Origin of the sequence: Modicisalibacter sp. MOD 31.J, assembly GCF_020147985.1 — a bacterium.
GTDB lineage: Bacteria > Pseudomonadota > Gammaproteobacteria > Pseudomonadales > Halomonadaceae > Modicisalibacter > Modicisalibacter coralii.
In genome coordinates, this window is the sequence record NZ_JAGXFF010000004.1 from 400,721 (window position 1) to 416,383 (window position 15,663).

Below are 15,663 nucleotides of genomic sequence, written 5' to 3' on the forward strand. Positions count from 1 at the left end.
GATCAATCGCCGGCAAGGCGATCGCCGAGCCGGGCCATGAAGGCCGCCCCGGCTTCCAGTTGGGTCTTGTCCAGGTACTCGTCGGGCTGGTGGGCCTGGGCGATGCTGCCCGGGCCGCAGATCACCGTCGGCAGGCCCGCGCGCTGGAACTGGCCGGCTTCGGTGGCGTAGGCGACGGCCTCGCTGTCGCGCTCGCCGAGCAGGTCGCGACACAGCGAGAGGGCCGCGGCGTTGTCGCGATCGGCCAGCCCCGGCACGGTATCGGTCAGGTTCTCGGTACGGATGGCGACCTGCGGCGCGCGCTGGCGCAGCTCGCCCTCGAGGGACTCGGCGTACTCGGTGAAACGCGCGTAGACCGACTCGAAGCCGTCCTGGGGCAGGTGGCGGATCTCCCAGTCGAACTGGCATTCGCGCGCCATGATGTTGATCGCCGTGCCGCCGGCGATCTTGCCCACGTGAAGGCTGGAGTGGGCGACGTTGAAGGCCTCGTCGACCCGGCCGGCCTCGCGCAGCTCGGCCATGATGTCCTCGATTCGGGTCACCAGCCGGGCGGCGACGTGGACCGCCGAGACGCCCTGGTTGACCTGGCTGGAATGTGCCTCCAGTCCGGTCACGGTGGTCCGCAGGTTGGTGATGCCCTTCTGGGCGACCACCGGGGCCATCAGTGTCGGTTCGCCGACGATCACCGCGGCGGGGCGGGGCTCGTCGGCCACCAGCGACTCGATCAGCCGTGGCGCGCCCACGCAGCCCACTTCCTCGTCGTAGGAGAGTGCCAGATAGATGGGGCGTGTCAGCGACTGTTCCAGCCAGCGCGGGACCTGGGCCAGCGCGCAGGCGATGAAGCCCTTCATGTCGCAGCTGCCGCGGCCGTAGAGGCGGCCGTCGCCCTTGTCGGTGAGCGAGAACGGATCGCTCGACCAGGGCTGGCCGTCCACCGGTACCACGTCGGTGTGGCCGGAGAGCACCACGCCGCCCTCGACCTCGGGGCCGATGCGCGCGAGCAGGTTGGCCTTCTTGCCATCATCGCTCTCGATGCGGCGGTAGGGCACCGCCAGATCGTCGAGATAGCCCTCGACGAAGCGGATCAGGTCGAGGTTGGAATCGCGGGACACCGTGGGGTGCCCGACCAGGGTTTCGAGTAGCTGCTGAGCGGACTGCATGAGGGCTCCGGGGATCGTTTGCCACAGCCTAGCATGGCCCCGCGCGCCCCCGGCAGGGCTTTTGACGGAAAAGCGCTCATGAGCCATCTTGAGAACGTTTGCCAACTCATGATTCGTTTTCGCGCTTGATTCATTGTCGATAGGAGTTTCCGATGAGCCGTATCCTGATCGTTTACTATTCCAGCTATGGGCATGTCGAGACCCTGGCCAATGCCGTGGCCGAGGGCGCGCGCGGCGTTGCCGGGACACAGGTCGACATCCGCCGCGTCGCCGAACTGGTGCCCGACGAGGTGGCCGTGCAGTCCGGCTACAAGCGGGATCAGGCGGCGCCGTTGATCGAGGATCCCAACGAACTGGCCGACTACGATGCGATCATCATCGGCACGCCCACTCGCTACGGCAACATGACCTCGCAGATGCGCAACTTCTGGGACCAGACCGGCGGTCTCTGGGCCCAGGGCAAGCTGATCGGCAAGGTGGGCAGCGCCTTCACCTCGACCGCCAGCCAGCACGGCGGCCAGGAGACCACGCTGACCTCGATCCATACCATGCTCTTCCATCTGGGCATGGTGGTGGTCGGTGTTCCGTATTCCTGCCAGGCGCTGACCGAGATGGGCGAGGTGACCGGGGGCACGCCCTATGGTGCCACGACTGTCGTCGGCCCCGACGGCAGCCGCCAGCCCAGCGAGAACGAACTGACCATCGCGCGCTTCCAGGGCGAACATGTCGCCAGGACCACCGCCAAGCTCGCCGGCTGATCGCCTCTCCCTCACATCGCCATATCGCACGTCTCACTCGGGCGGGGCCGCAGGGCCCCGCCCGATTTCGTTTATGCCGTTGTTGCCGGGCCATCGAGCAGGCCTTTCATTGTCCGTTAAAAATGTAGATATTTTTTGTTTGTGTCGATAATATTTTCGGCATGATGGCGAGCGTCATCCCCTGCAACCCGGTTCCCGCGAGGCCGACATGAGTGGATTCCAGTGGCACGACCCGCTGCTCTTCGAACAGCAGCTCAGCGACGACGAACGACAGATTCAGGACATGGCACGCGCCTACTGCCAGGAGACATTGCAGCCGCGGGTGCGCGAGGCCTTCGAGCAGGAGCGCTTCGACCGCGAGATCCTGCGCGAGATGGGCGAGCTGGGGCTGCTCGGGGCGACCGTCGCGGAAACCTACGGCGGGGCCGGGGTCGGTCATGTCGCCTATGGACTGATCGCCCGCGAAGTCGAGCGGGTCGACTCCGGCTACCGCTCGGCGATGAGCGTGCAATCCTCGCTGGTGATGTATCCCATCGAGACCTACGGCAGCGAGTCGCAGAAGCAACGTTACCTGCCCGGGCTGGCCAGCGGCGAGCTGGTGGGCTGCTTTGGCCTCACCGAGCCCAACGCCGGTTCCGACCCCGGCAGCCTGCAGACCCGGGCGCGCCGGGTCGACGGCGGCTACCGGCTGAGCGGGCAGAAGATGTGGATCACCAACAGCCCGATCGCCGACATCGCCATCGTCTGGGCGCGCTCGGATGCCCACGAGGGCAAGATCAAGGGTTTCATCGTCGAGCGCGGCGCCGAGGGCTTCTCGACGCCGACCATCCACGGCAAGCTCTCGCTGCGCGCCTCGGTGACCGGCGAGATCGTCCTCGACGACGTCTTCGTCCCCGACGAGGCCCTGCTGCCCGATGCCAGCGGCCTGGGCGGGCCCTTCGGCTGTCTCAACAAGGCCCGCTTCGGCATCGCCTGGGGCACCATGGGCGCCGCCGAGTTCTGCTGGCATGCCGCGCGCCGCTATACCCTGGAACGCCAGCAGTTCGGGCGTCCGCTGGCGGCGACCCAACTGGTGCAGGTCAAGCTGGCCGACATGCAGACCGAGATCGCCCTGGGGCTCGAGGCCTGCCTGCGCGTCGGCCGGCTGCTCGACACCGGCCAGGCGACGCCGGAGATGATCTCGCTGATCAAGCGCAATCATTGCGGCAAGGCGCTGGCGATCGCCCGCCAGGCCCGCGACATGCATGGCGGCAACGGTATCTCGCTGGAATACGAGGTGATTCGCCACATGGTCAACCTGGAGACGGTCAACACCTACGAGGGGACCCACGACGTGCACGCGCTGATTCTGGGACGTGCCCAGACCGGCATCCAGGCCTTTGCCTGAGGCCGCCATGACCGTTTGCGATGAGACCCCGCGCAAGCCGCTCGCCGGTATCCGCGTGCTCGATCTGTCGCGGGTGCTGGCCGGTCCCTGGTGTACCCAGCAGCTCGCCGACCTGGGGGCCGAGGTGATCAAGATCGAGCGCCCCGGGCGCGGTGACGACACCCGCGGCTGGGGGCCGCCCTGGCTCGACGGCACCACCGAGTCGGCATACTTTCTCAGCGCCAATCGCGGCAAGCGCTCGGTGACCATCGACCTCGCCCGGCCCGAGGGGCAGGCGCTGGTTCGCCGGCTGGCCGCCGACAGCGACGTGCTGATCGAGAACTTCAAGGTCGGCGGGCTGGCCGCCTACGGCCTGGACGCGGCCAGCCTGTGCGAGGCCAACCCCCGTCTGGTCTACTGCTCGATCACCGGCTTCGGCCAGGACGGCCCCTATGCCTCGCGGGCCGGCTACGATTTCCTGATCCAGGGCATGGGCGGGCTGATGAGCGTGACCGGCCAGCCCGACGGCGAGCCGACCAAGGTGGGCGTGGCGTTCGTCGATATCTTCACCGGGCTGTACGCCGCCAACGCCATCCTCGCCGCCCTGCACCGCCGCGAGACCACCGGGCGGGGCGGTCACATCGACATGGCGCTGCTCGACGTGCAGGTCGGGGTACTGGCCAACCAGGCGCTCAACTACCTGACCAGCGGCCGCAACCCCGAGCGGCTGGGCAATGCGCATCCCAACATCGTGCCCTATCAGGCGTTCGCCACCGCCGACGGCCATCTGATCCTGGCGGTGGGCAACGACGACCAGTTCCGGCGCCTGTGCGAGGTATTGGGCATGCCGGGGCTGGCCGACGATGCACGCTTTGCCACCAATGCCGCTCGCGTCGCCCATCGCGAGACACTGGTTCCCTTGCTCGACGCCCGGCTGCGAGGGGCGAAAAGCGTCGAGTGGCTGGCGGCCATGGAAGCGGCGGGGGTGCCCTGCGGACCGATCAACCGGCTCGACGCGGTATTCGACGACCCGCAGGTGCGTCATCGCGGGCTACGCATCGAGCGATGTCACGCGGCCGGCGAGCCCATGTCGCTGGTGGGCAACCCGATTCGGCTCGACGGCCAGCGGCTGAACGCCGAGCGGGCCCCGCCGCGGCTCGGCGAGCATACCGATGCGGTGCTCGCCGAACGCCTCGGCCTCGATCCCGCCGCGCTGGCGGCGTTGCACGAGAGTGGGGTGCTCGGCCGACCCGACGACGCCTAGATGAGTGCGCGCGCTTCCAGCTCCTGCCGGATGATCGGCACCGGCGTCATCAGGTGGTCGCGCATCATCGCCCGTGCCCGGGGGGTGTCGCGGGCCAGGATCGCCTCGACCAGGGCGGCATGCTCGCGGCGCTTGGCGTCCAGGGCGTCGTCGGAGAACACCGTGCGACACAGCCACAGGTGGCGATAACGCTCGGCCTGGTCGAATAACGCGGCGCGGGCCTGAAGCAGGTGCGGCGAGCGGCAGCCCGCGGCGATGGCGGTGTGGAAGGCCTGATGGCGGGCGTCCCAGACGTCGAGCATCTCCTCGGCGCTGTTGACCTCCATCACCTTGGCCAAGGTGTGCGCCCTGGCCAGGATCTGTGCCTCCCAGTCGTCGTCGCCGCGGGCGATGGCCAGCTCCAGCACCAGCCCTTCCAGTTCGGCGCGGGCATCGTAGACGTCCTCGAGCTCTTGCAGCGACATCCCCGCGACCCGGTAGCCGCGCTGGCTGACCGCGGTGACCAGCCGTTCGCCGATCAATTGCGAGAGCGCCTCGCGCAGCGGCCCCACGCCCAGTTCATAGCGCGCCTTCAGGCGGCTCATCAGCAGCTTCTCGCCGGGGGCGAAGACGCCGCGAATGATGTCGCGCTTGAGACGCTGGTGGGCGCTGATGGCGAGATTGGGGCGCGGCACGTCGCGGGTCATGGGCGGCTTCCTGGCGAATGTGACGCGATGATACCCAACCCCGCCGCCGGACGGGACCTGCCGATATCAGCGCGACTGGCGATTGTTGCGGTGATTGACGTCGTGCCCGGTGTCTCAGTAGTGGTAGCGTAACTGAGCGATGAAGAGATGTTCCTCCGCGACCTTGTAGACGAGACGGTGTTCCTCATCGATGCGCCGTGACCAGTAGCCCGCGAGACCATGCTTCAGGGGTTCCGGCTTGCCGATACCCTCGAAGGGCGCTCGCTGGATCGCCTTGATCAACTGATTGATCCGGCGGAGTGTCTTCCTGTCGGTTCGTTGCCAATAGAGGTACTCCTCCCAGGCATGCTCGGAGAAGGTGAGCTTCATTCCTCGATGAGCTCCCGCTCGCGACCATCTTCATTCTCCAATTGCGCGATGGACTCGAGCAGGCGTCGGGCGTTCTTCGGCGAGCGCAACAGGTAGGCGGTTTCCTGCAAGGCTTCATAGTCTTCCAGCGACATCATGACCACCGACGGCGCCTTGCTGCGTGTGATGGTGATGGGGGTGTGGTCGTCGCAAACCTGCTGCATGGTCTTCGCCAGATGGCTGCGTGCCGCCGTATAGCTGATGGCATCCATCGGATATCTCCTGTACGGGATGTTGTACTGTAAAGAATAGCGTTCAACAGAGCGCGCGGCAATGGCGAGGCCGAGTCACTCGCTCACCAGCCGCGCCCGGCTGGTGCCGTTGCCCTCCGGTTCGATGCGGATCTGTACCGGAATGCGTTCGTGCATCTCGGGGACGTGGGAGATCACCCCGACACGGCGGCCCAGGGCCTGGAGGCCGTCCAGGGCATCCATGGCCAGCGCCAGCGACTCGGGGTCGAGGCTGCCGAAGCCTTCGTCGATGAACAGCGACTCGATGGCCAGCTCGCCGGAGGCCATCGAGGCCAGGCCAAGCGCCAGCGCCAGCGAGACGAGGAAGGTCTCGCCGCCGGAGAGCGAGTGCACCGAGCGGCGCTCGTCGGCCATGTCGCGGTCGATCACCAGCAGACCGAGTTCGCTGCCGCCGCGTACCAACCGGTAGCGGCGGCTGAGCCCGGCGAGATGGACGTTGGCGTGCTCGAGCAGCTGTTCCAGATTGTAGGCCTGGGCGATACGCCGGAAGGCCTTGCCGTCCGCGGAACCGATCAGCTCGCTGATCCGGCCCCAGCGGCGGAATTCGCTGCGAGCCGCTTGCAATTCGGCCTGGGCGTCCTGGTGGCGCTGACGTCGCCGGTCGTCGTCGCGCAGGGCATGCACGGCCTCGTCGCGCTGCTGCTGGGCGGCGTCCAGGCGCGGGGCCAGGGCCTCGCGTTCATGCTCGAGCGCTTCGCGGCGCCGAACGATCTCGGCCTCGGCGGATTCGTCGAGCAGGGCAGCGTCGTCTGCCGCCCCGTCGAGGAGCTGCTGATCGCGGCGATGATCGAGCAGTGCCTGACGACGCTCGGCCAGGCTGGCGGCGGCCTGCTGGCGGTCATGATCGGCGTCTTCCAGTTGCTGGCGCTGGCGCTCTGCCGCGTCGTCGGCCTGGGCCAGCAGGCGGGCGAGCCGGGCTTCGTCCAGCGCGGCATGCGTGCGCCGCCACTCGGCCAGCTCGGCGTTCAGGGTGTCGCGCTCATGGGTCAGCGTCGCCAGGCGCTCGGCCTCGTGGGCCGCCTGCTGGGCGAGCCGCTGGTGCTCGCGCTGCGTCTCGTGCCGGTGTGTCTGGGCCGCCTCCCGGGCCTGTCTGGCGTTCTCCTGACGGGCATCGAGATGCTGCTGCCAGGCGTCCGGCGAGGCATGCTCGCCGAGTCTCGCGGCGAGGGCGCGGGCGCGATCGTCGCGCCGCTGACGAAGCGGCGGCAGTTGCTCGGCGAGTGCCTGCAGCTCCGTGTCGAGCCCCTCGCGGCGCGTCTCGAAACGTGCCAGCCGCGTGGCGTCTTCCTGCAGGGCCTGGCGTAGTGGTTCGATGCGCGCCTCGGCCTGATTCAGCTTGCCTAGTATCGTGTCGTGATGCGCGTGATCGGCCTTGGCGCGCTCGCTCTGCTCGGCCAGCCAGGTGTCGCGCTGGTCCTCTTCGAGCGTCGCGAGTTCGCCATGCAGCGGGTGCCGTGCGAGGGCGTCGCGGGCCTCCCGACATTGCCGTTCGGCGCTCTGAAGCTCCTGACGCGCCTGCTTGAGCGAGGCGTCGAGGGCACTGTACTCGCCGAACAGGCGGTCGCGTGCCTGCTTGGCCTGGGTCAGGGCCTCGTCGACTTCCTGGCGTTGGCGTTCCTCTTCGCGCTGCTGCGCTGCCAGCTGTTCCGCCTCCGGCGATGCCGGTGGATGGTGCCGCCAGGGATGCTCGAGCCCGCCGCAGACCGGGCACGGGGCGTCCTCGACAAGCGTCTCGCGCAGCGCGACGACACCGTCGCTGCGCGCCGCCCGGCTGCGCTCGATCATGCCGGTCACGGTGTCGTGGCGGGCCTGGGCGTCATCGAGCCGGCGTCGGGCCTGCCGGCCCTGCTCCAGCAGCCGGGCCAGCCGGGGTTCGTCCGCCTGGACCCGCTCGAACAGCCGCTGATGGTGGGTCAGGGCGCGCTGGTACTCCCGCCAGTGACTGGCGAGCTCCTCGAGGGCCAGCTGGCGCTGATGTGCCCGTTCGAGTGCACTGCGGTGGGCCTGGCGGGCGGTCTCGAGGTCGTCGTGCTCGCCCAGCAGTTGCTGCAACGTCGCCTGCCAGTCGGCGTGCTGCTGGCGGCGTTGACGATGTTCCGTCCGAGCCTTCTGATGATCGGTCTCCAGGTGGTCGCGCTGGGCCTGCCGCTCGGCCTGGGTCTTTTCCAGCTGTGCCAGCTGATGGTCGAGATTGGCCAGGTCCATGGCCAGCTCCCGAGCCTCGCGCAGCGCGGGCTCGGCCGTGCGGCGTGCCTCGGCGGCTTGCGCCAGTGTCCGCTCGGCGGCCTCGAAGGCGCGTCCAGCCTGGTCCCGGGCGCTCTCCGCGTCGGCCAGTGCCCCTTGGGTCTGCTGGTGAGCGGCTTCCAGGGCGTCGAGTTCGCCGGGCAGTTCGGCCTGACGCGTCAGACGATGCCGCTGGGGCAGGATCACCCGCCGCCACGCCTGATCCTCCCGTACGGGCGCCAGTGACTGCCAGCGGTCCTCGGCCGCCTGCTGGCGGCGCCGACCCGCAGTGACGGCGTCACGCAGCCGTTCATCGCTGGCGTGCCACTGCTCGCGCGCCTCTAATCCCCTGGCGTCGCGCTGCACGGCATCGAAGGCGTCCTGGGCGGCGCGGGCCCGTCGTTCGAGGTCGGCGCGGGCCGCCGGCTCGGCGGGCAGGTCGTCGGCGAGTCGGGTCTCCAGGGCCTCGACCCGCTTCTTCGCCTCGCTGGCGCGACGAAAGGCGGCCATCGAGATCGCCGAATACTCGGCGGTGCCGGTGAGCCGCTCCAGCAGATCGCTGCGGGCGTTGTCGTCGGCCTGCAGGAAGGCGGCGAACTCGCTCTGGGCGAGCAGCACGGCGCGGGTGAACTGCTCGAAGGTCAGCCCCAGACGCTCGGGCAGCAGGCGATCGAACTCGCGTTTCTGGGCGGTCAACAGGCGGTCGTCGTCGAGATCGCGCAGCGACTGTTCGACGGCCTGCAGGCGGCCGTCGGCCTTGTCGCGGGCCCGGCGCACCGCCCAGCGGGCGCGATAGCGGCGGCCGTCGCGACCCACGAAGTCGACCTCGGCATGGCCGCTGGCGGTACCCCGGCGCAGCAGGGTGCGCGGATCGCTGGTGGTCAGCGCGGTGCCCGCGGCATCGTCGAGCTGGCTGTCGCGCTGGGGGGCCAGTCGCAGGCGCGGTGTATTGCCGTAGAGCGCCAGGCACAGCGCGTCGAGCAGGGTGCTCTTGCCGGCGCCGGTGGGGCCGGTGATGGCGAACAGGCCGGCATCGGCGAGGGGCGGGCTCGCGAAGTCGAGTTCCAGCGGACCGGGCAGCGAGGCGAGGTTGGCCAGACGCAGGGCGAGAATTCTCATCGGTCCAGTTCCCCGGCGTCCTGCTGACCGTCGAGCACGTCCTGGCAGAGCCGGTCGAAGTCGGCCAGCACCGTATCGTCGGGTGGCGCGTCCCAGCGTGCCTGCCAGGTGCGTTCGAAGAGCTTGCGCGGGCCGAGCGTCTCGAGATCGACCCGTGCCGGAGCCGTTTCGTGCTCGGTCTGGGGCAGGCGCCGCGTGAGCCGCAGCAGGCGCAGCGCCTTGCCGGCCAGCGCCGCCTCGATGCGGGCGCGCAGATCGGGGGCCGGCGCGTCGAGCTCGACGCGTACCTCCAGCCAGGGCCAGCGCTCGCGCGGCAGGTCGGGGTCGTCGTCCAGGCTTTCCAGCTCGTCCAGCACCTGCGCCAGTGGCGCGGGGCCGATCCGCTGCATGGCCACCGGGCGCGGCACGCCGAGGGTTTCGAGATCGACCAGGCGTTCGCCGTCGAGGGTGACCTCGACCACCTGATGCGGGTAGTCGACCTCGCTGAAATCCAGCGGCAAGGGGCTGCCGCTGTAGCGGATGCGCGCCTCGCCGACCTGCTGGGCGCGGTGCAGGTGACCCAGCGCCACGTAGGCGATGTCCTCGGGAAACAGCGCCGCCGGGATCGATTCCTCGCCGCCGATGACGATCGGCCGCTCGCTGGCCTCCGAGACCGCCGCGCCGCGCAGGTGGGCGTGACTCATGGCGACCAGCGCCTGGCCGTTGGCGCGGCGCGCGCGGGCCGCATCGATCAGTGCCGCGTGGACGCGGCTGATGCCGCCGACGTAGTCGTCGACCGGGGCGTCATCGTCGCCGCGCCGCCCGGTGACCTCGGCGGGGCGCAAAAAGGGCAGCGCCAGGCACCAGGCGCGGGTCTCGCCGCTGGCGTCGGTGAGCGGTACCAGCAGCCGCTCGGCGTCGAGCCGCCCATCGTCGAGCCAGTGAACCCGGCCCAGCGCGTGGGTGCGCAGGCGGGCCAGCAGCGGGGCGGGCAGCTCGATGCGGTTGCCGCTGTCGTGGTTGCCGGCGATCAGCACCATGTCCAGCGTCGGCAGGCGCTCGTGGGCGGCAACGATGAAGTCGTAGAGCAGGGCCTGGGCGCGCAGCGACGGGTTGACCACGTCGAAGACGTCGCCGGCGATCAGCAGCGCGTCGGGCCGCCGGGTCTCCAGCGTCTCCAGCAGCCAGTCGAGAAAGGACCGGTGTTCGGCATGGCGTTCCTGGCCATGAAAGGTCTGGCCGAGGTGCCAGTCGGCGGTATGCAGCAGTTTCACGTCGGGGTATCCGCGCAACGATGATCGGTCGGCGCCTCAGTGTACCGGCTCTGCCGGCCGGGTCCATGATGGCGTCCGCCCGGGGCTCCGGCAGACAGTGGCAAAGCATCTCAGGGGCGTTCCGGAATGGCGTGACGGGCATGCTAGGCTGGGGGAACGATCGACAAAAGGATGTTGTCTCGATGCCCGAATCGTTTCATGAAGAGCCGTTTCACGAAGGGCGCGTTCAGAACGCGGCCCTGCATGACTGGACCCTGTCCCCGGAGCGCGCCATCGCTCTGCAGCAAGAACTCGCGCCGCGTCTCGAGCGCCACGACCGGATCGGTGAGGTCGAGTGGATCGCCGGCGTCGACATCGGTTTCGAGGACGACGGGGCGACCACCCGAGCGGCGGTGGTATTGCTGCACTGGCCCGACCTGACACCGGTCGAGGAGCTCGTCCACCGCGAGCCGACGCGCATGCCCTACATTCCCGGCCTGCTGTCGTTTCGCGAGATACCGGCGGCGCTGGGGGCCTTCGACAAGCTCTCGCGGCGCCCCGATCTGGTGATGGTCGACGGCCAGGGTATCGCCCATCCCCGACGCCTGGGGATCGCCGCGCATCTCGGGCTATGGCTCGACCTGCCCACCCTCGGCGTGGCCAAGAAGCGCCTGTGCGGGCGTCATGGCGAGGTGCCCGAGGTCCGCGGCGAATGGACGCCGCTGACCGATCGCCGCCGCGCCGAGGACCCGGCGGACGTGGCCACCGATGCCGACGGCCGGGTGGTCATCGGGGCCATGTTGCGCTCGCGTCTGGGCGTCAAGCCGGTGATCGTCTCCCCCGGCCATCGTTTGAGCCTGGCCACCGCGCTGGACTGGACGATCGCCTGCCTGGGACGCACCAAGCTGCCCGAGCCGACGCGGTTGGCGGATCGGCTGGCCTCCCGGCGGGGAATGCGGTGATTTACTACTGCGCTCGATATCCAGGCCGCCGGCGGTACTCAAAATCCTCATTTACTGGCGTGTAAACTCCGGTTTCTCCGTTCCGGCGACGGCCTGCCTATCTTCGCTCGTAACGTAAATCTCTCGCATTCCCGATTCTTCTTTACACGATATCGAGGGGTTCCTTGCGCGCGGGCGGCGGGAAGGCCGCGTCCAGCCGGGCGAGGGCCTCGGCGTCGAGGCGCAGCGTCAGCGCCTCGGCGTTGGCGCGCACGTGCGCGGGCTGTACCGCCTTGGGAATGGCGATCACGTCGCGGGCGTCGCCGTCGTGACGGTCGGCCGCCGGGCGGATCGCCCAGGCCAGCAGCACCTGGGTGGGCGTGACGCCGTAGTCGGCGGCGATCGCCGTCACCGCCGGATTCGCGAGCAGCGAGTCCCGCAGCCGCCCGCCCTGGGCCAGCGGCGAGTAGGCCATGGTCGGCAGGCCGCGCTCGCGCTGCCGGGGCAGCAGGCTGTGCTCGATGCCCCGCGAGCCGAGATGGTAGAGCACCTGGTTCACCGTGCAGTCGCGACCGCCGGGAAGCCGCCAGAGCGATTCGAGGTCGTCGACGTCGAAGTTGGAGACGCCGAAACGGCGGATCTTGCCCTGGTCGCGAAGGCGCTCGAAGGCTTCCAGGGTCTCGTCGAGGGTGATGCTGCCCGGCCAGTGCAGCAGGTAGAGATCCAGGTGGTCGGTACCCAGCCGGGCCAGGCTGCGTTCGCAGGCGGCGATGGCGCTGTCGCGACCGGCGTTCCACGGGTAGACCTTGGAGACCAGGAAGGCGTCGTCGCGGCGCCCGGCGAGCGCCTCGCCGACGACCTCTTCGGCGCCGCCGTCGGCGTACATCTCGGCGGTATCGATCAGTGTCAGCCCGGCGTCGAGCCCCTGCTGCAGGGCGCGGACCTCGGCATCGCGTGGCGCGAGGCCCTCGCCCATGTACCAGGTGCCCTGGCCGATCGCCGGCAGGCTGATGGCCGGCGCCGCAGCGGCGGCGGGTAACGTGACGCTAGCGTGGGGCACGAGGACCTCCGGATCGGTCGTGGTAGCCATTGCCATGCATGGTGCTCGACCCCGCCGGCTGCCGCAAGGGCTATACTGGCCCGTCTTCATCAACGAGGTCCGTCATGCCGTCCGCCGATACTGCCGCGATCGCCGCCACCCGCGCCTGGGTCGAGCGCTTCGTCGTCGCCCACCATCTGTGCCCCTTCGCCGCGCCCGAGGTGCGTCGCGAGCGCGTACGCTACGCCACCGTCTCGGCGGAGGCCATCGAACCTGCGCTGCGGACCCTGATCGACGAATGTCGGCGGCTCGACGAGGACCCGGCGATCGAGACCACGCTGCTGATCCTCACCCGCGGGATGGCCTCGTTCGACGACTATCTGGATCTGCTGGCCCTCGCCGAGGCGCTGCTCGAGGCCGAGGGCTACGAAGGCATCTATCAACTGGCGAGCTTTCACCCCGATTACCGCTTCGCGGATGCCGAGGCGGACGACCCGGCCAATGCCACCAATCGCTCGCCCTGGCCGATGCTCCACCTGCTGCGTGAGGCCAGCCTGAGTCGGGTCCTCGAGAGCTACCCCGACCCCGAGGCCATCCCCGAACGCAACGTCGCGGCGATGCGGCGGCTGGGGCTGGCGCGGGTGACGGCCGAACGGCTCGCCTGTCTGGAGAGTCCGCTCGGCCACGAAGGCGAGTCGCGGGGTTGAATTGTCCCTTACCGGCCCGAATGCACTACAGTCAGGAAGGCATGATGCTGACCCGGCAGCGGCGAGGCGCCGCGTCGGGCGATCAACCCACGAAAGGAGGCAGTTCATGACGATCAAGAAGCAGGGGTCGGCCCAGTGGCGTGGCAGCCTGAAGAAGGGCAAGGGCACCGTTTCCACCGAGAGTGGCGCGCTCGGGGAGAATCCCTACGGCTTCAACACCCGTTTCGAGGGTCAGCCGGGCACCAATCCGGAAGAGTTGATCGGTGCTGCCCACGCCAGCTGCTACTCCATGGCGCTGTCGATGATCCTCGGCGAGGAGAACCTGGAGCCCGAGAGCATCGATACCCGGGCGACGGTGACCCTGGAGCAGGACGACAGCGGCTTCACCATCTCGGCCATTCACCTGGAAACCGTGGCCAAGATCCCCGACGCCGATCAGGCGACCTTCGAGACCTGCGCCAACAAGGCCAAGGAAGGTTGCCCGGTCTCCAAGCTGTTCAAGGCCGAGATCACCCTGGACGCCAAGCTCGCCAACTGAGCGGAAGCCGTTCGCACGACATCGGAAGCCGGCCCGCGGGTCGGCTTCCTTGCGTCGGGCCCCGGGCTGGCGGCTCAGGAGGACGCCGTCGCCGAGAGAGTGGCCCGCTCGTCGGTGGCCTGTCCGATGGCCCGCCAATGGCGTTCCTCGAGAATCATCGCCGCGGCCTTCTCGGCGATCATCAGGGTGGGGGAGCAGGTGTTGCCGGAGGTGATGGTGGGCATGATCGAGGCGTCGACGACGCGCAGGGCCTCGATGCCGTGCACCCGTAGCCGGTCGTCGACCACCGCGTGGATGTCCTGGCCCATCTTGCAGGTGCCCACGGGGTGGAAGATGGTCGTGCCGATGTCGCCGGCGGCCTGGACGAGTTCCTCGTCGCTCTGCCAGTCGGGGCCGGGCTTGATCTCCTCGGGCCGGTAGCGGGCCAGGGCGGGCGAGGCGACGATGCGGCGAGTGAGGCGAATCGCATCGATGGCCACGCGCCGGTCCTCCGGCTCGCTCAGGTAGTTGGGCTGGATACGCGGTGGCTGGCGCGGATCGCGAGCGCGAATCGTCACCGTGCCGCGACTCGCCGGGCGCAGCGGGCAGACCGAGGCGGTGAAGGCCGGGAAGTCGTGCAGCGGCTCGCCGAAGGCCGGCAGCGACAGCGGCTGGACGTGATATTCCAAGTCGGCGCTGGGCCGGTCGGGACGCGAACGGGCGAAGGCGCCAAGCTGGCTGGGTGCCATGGTCAGCGGCCCGCGGCGGGCGCTCAGGTACTGCCAGGCCATGCCCAGCTTGCCCCACCAGGAACCGGCGATCTCGTTGAGGGTGGTCGCGCCGGTGACCCGATAGATCATCCGCAGCTGCAGGTGGTCCTGCAGGTTGGCGCCGACCCCCGGCGCGGCGTGAACCACGGGGATGCCCAGTTCGTCGAGCAGTTCGCGGGGCCCCACCCCCGAGCGCTGGAGGATCGACGGCGAGCCGATCGCCCCGGCGCTGAGAATCACCTCGCCGGCCTCGAGGGTCTGGAAGGCCCCGTCGAGGCGCGCCAGGATGCCACAGGCGCGCGGTCGCTCGCCGCGGGTGTCGAACAGCACGCGGTCGACCTCGGCGTCGGTGACCAGGGTGACGTTGTCGCGGGTCTCGAGCCCGCGCAGGAAGGCCTTGGCGGCATTCCAGCGCACCCCGCGGCGCTGGTTGACCTGGAAGTAGCTGCAGCCTTCGTTGTCGCCGCCGTTGAAGTCCTCGATGGCGGGGATGTCGCTCTCGGCGCAGGCCTCGCGAAAGGCCTCGAGAATCTCCCAGGCGTGGCGCTGGGGTTCGACGCGCCACTCACCGCCGGCGCCGTGCAGGGCACTTTCGCCGGCGTAGTGATCCTCGCTGCGGCGGAACAGGGGCAGCACGCTCTGCCAGTCCCAGCCGGCGTTGCCCAGCGCTGCCCAGTGGTCGTAGTCGCGGGCCTGGCCGCGCATGTAGATCATGCCGTTGATCGACGAGCTGCCGCCCAGTACCCGGCCGCGGGGGTAGCCCAGCGAACGGCCGTTGAGCCCGGTTTCGGCCTCGGTCCGATAGCACCAGTCGGTGCGCGGATTGCCGATGCAGTACAGGTAGCCGACCGGGATATGGATCCAGGGGTAGTTGTCGCGCCCGCCGGCCTCGACCAGCGTGACGCGGTGGTGCGGGTCCTCGGAGAGGCGTTTGGCGAGCAGGCAGCCGGCGGGGCCGGCACCCACGATCAGGGTATCGGCGGCCGCGTAGGAACGGGCATGCGTCATGGCGGCGGGCGTCTCTTGTCGTTGTCGGTCATTGCCAGACTAGGCGAGAGAGGCCGGCCATCGGCAGCCGACGATGGTCGAAGGCTCTTAGAGCACATTTCCAACCCCCTGATGATGGGCGCCGGGGACAGGGCGAAGCGAGGGTCCTTTGCCATGGATGGCAAAGGTAGCGCCCAGGGATGGGTTTACAGCGCCCTCGCGAAGCCCTGTCGCC

General features: G+C 69.3%; 14 protein-coding genes. 6 read left to right on the forward strand and 8 right to left on the reverse strand.

Annotated features, from left to right (window positions below):
- Positions 1-2: 2 nt before the first annotated feature.
- Positions 3-1,160: an acetylornithine deacetylase gene (gene argE / locus KGR00_RS15770; RefSeq protein WP_224419605.1), complete on the reverse strand. Its 1,158-nt coding sequence runs from the start codon at positions 1,158-1,160 to the stop codon at positions 3-5.
- 152 nt (positions 1,161-1,312) lie between these two features.
- On the opposite strand from argE, the gene wrbA reads away from it, so the two are divergent.
- From wrbA to KGR00_RS15785, 3 genes are all read left to right on the forward strand, one after another.
- Positions 1,313-1,918, forward strand: a complete 606-nt coding sequence (gene wrbA / locus KGR00_RS15775) for an NAD(P)H:quinone oxidoreductase (RefSeq protein ID WP_129138884.1) — start codon at positions 1,313-1,315, stop codon at positions 1,916-1,918.
- 208 nt (positions 1,919-2,126) lie between these two features.
- On the forward strand, positions 2,127-3,305 hold the full coding sequence (locus KGR00_RS15780; RefSeq protein WP_224419606.1) for an acyl-CoA dehydrogenase: 1,179 nt from the start codon (positions 2,127-2,129) through the stop codon (positions 3,303-3,305).
- Between the two features lie 7 nt (positions 3,306-3,312).
- Positions 3,313-4,548: a CaiB/BaiF CoA-transferase family protein gene (locus KGR00_RS15785; protein WP_224419607.1), complete on the forward strand. Its 1,236-nt coding sequence runs from the start codon at positions 3,313-3,315 to the stop codon at positions 4,546-4,548.
- Here the strand turns inward: KGR00_RS15785 and csiR are convergent.
- The 5 genes from csiR to KGR00_RS15810 form a co-directional block, all read right to left on the reverse strand.
- Positions 4,545-5,234, reverse strand: a complete 690-nt coding sequence (gene csiR, locus KGR00_RS15790) for a DNA-binding transcriptional regulator CsiR (protein ID WP_129138881.1) — start codon at positions 5,232-5,234, stop codon at positions 4,545-4,547. The genes KGR00_RS15785 and csiR overlap by 4 nt on opposite strands.
- A gap of 114 nt (positions 5,235-5,348) precedes the next feature.
- Positions 5,349-5,603 (reverse strand): Txe/YoeB family addiction module toxin, encoded by a 255-nt coding sequence (locus tag KGR00_RS15795; protein ID WP_224419608.1) that lies wholly within the window; start codon positions 5,601-5,603, stop codon positions 5,349-5,351.
- Positions 5,600-5,854, reverse strand: coding sequence for a type II toxin-antitoxin system prevent-host-death family antitoxin (locus KGR00_RS15800; RefSeq protein WP_224419609.1), 255 nt, complete (start codon positions 5,852-5,854; stop codon positions 5,600-5,602). The genes KGR00_RS15795 and KGR00_RS15800 overlap by 4 nt, the downstream gene beginning before the upstream one ends.
- A 75-nt stretch (positions 5,855-5,929) precedes the next feature.
- Positions 5,930-9,235 (reverse strand): AAA family ATPase, encoded by a 3,306-nt coding sequence (locus KGR00_RS15805; RefSeq protein ID WP_224419610.1) that lies wholly within the window; start codon positions 9,233-9,235, stop codon positions 5,930-5,932.
- The gene (locus KGR00_RS15810; protein ID WP_224419611.1) at positions 9,232-10,488 is read right to left on the reverse strand and encodes an exonuclease SbcCD subunit D C-terminal domain-containing protein; all 1,257 of its coding nucleotides are present in this window, start codon (positions 10,486-10,488) and stop codon (positions 9,232-9,234) included. Before KGR00_RS15810 ends, KGR00_RS15805 begins: the two co-directional genes overlap by 4 nt.
- Before the next feature lie 182 nt (positions 10,489-10,670).
- Between KGR00_RS15810 and nfi the strand changes: the two genes are divergently transcribed.
- On the forward strand, positions 10,671-11,429 hold the full coding sequence (nfi, locus tag KGR00_RS15815) for a deoxyribonuclease V (protein ID WP_224419612.1): 759 nt from the start codon (positions 10,671-10,673) through the stop codon (positions 11,427-11,429).
- Between the two features lie 142 nt (positions 11,430-11,571).
- On the opposite strand, the gene KGR00_RS15820 is transcribed toward nfi, so the two are convergent.
- Complete coding sequence (locus KGR00_RS15820) at positions 11,572-12,468, reverse strand: aldo/keto reductase (protein WP_224419613.1); 897 nt, start codon at positions 12,466-12,468, stop codon at positions 11,572-11,574.
- 104 nt (positions 12,469-12,572) lie between these two features.
- On the opposite strand from KGR00_RS15820, the gene KGR00_RS15825 reads away from it, so the two are divergent.
- Positions 12,573-13,154, forward strand: a complete 582-nt coding sequence (locus KGR00_RS15825) for a DUF1415 domain-containing protein (protein WP_224419614.1) — start codon at positions 12,573-12,575, stop codon at positions 13,152-13,154.
- 106 nt (positions 13,155-13,260) lie between these two features.
- Positions 13,261-13,692 carry an OsmC family protein gene (locus KGR00_RS15830; RefSeq protein ID WP_224419615.1) on the forward strand — a complete coding sequence of 144 codons (432 nt, stop codon included), beginning with the start codon at positions 13,261-13,263 and terminating at the stop codon, positions 13,690-13,692.
- A 74-nt stretch (positions 13,693-13,766) separates the two neighbouring features.
- Here KGR00_RS15830 and KGR00_RS15835 read toward each other — a convergent pair whose 3' ends face one another.
- A complete protein-coding gene (locus KGR00_RS15835) occupies positions 13,767-15,449 on the reverse strand; it encodes a GMC family oxidoreductase N-terminal domain-containing protein (protein WP_224419616.1) in 1,683 nt (560 codons plus the stop codon).
- Positions 15,450-15,663 lie beyond the last annotated feature (214 nt).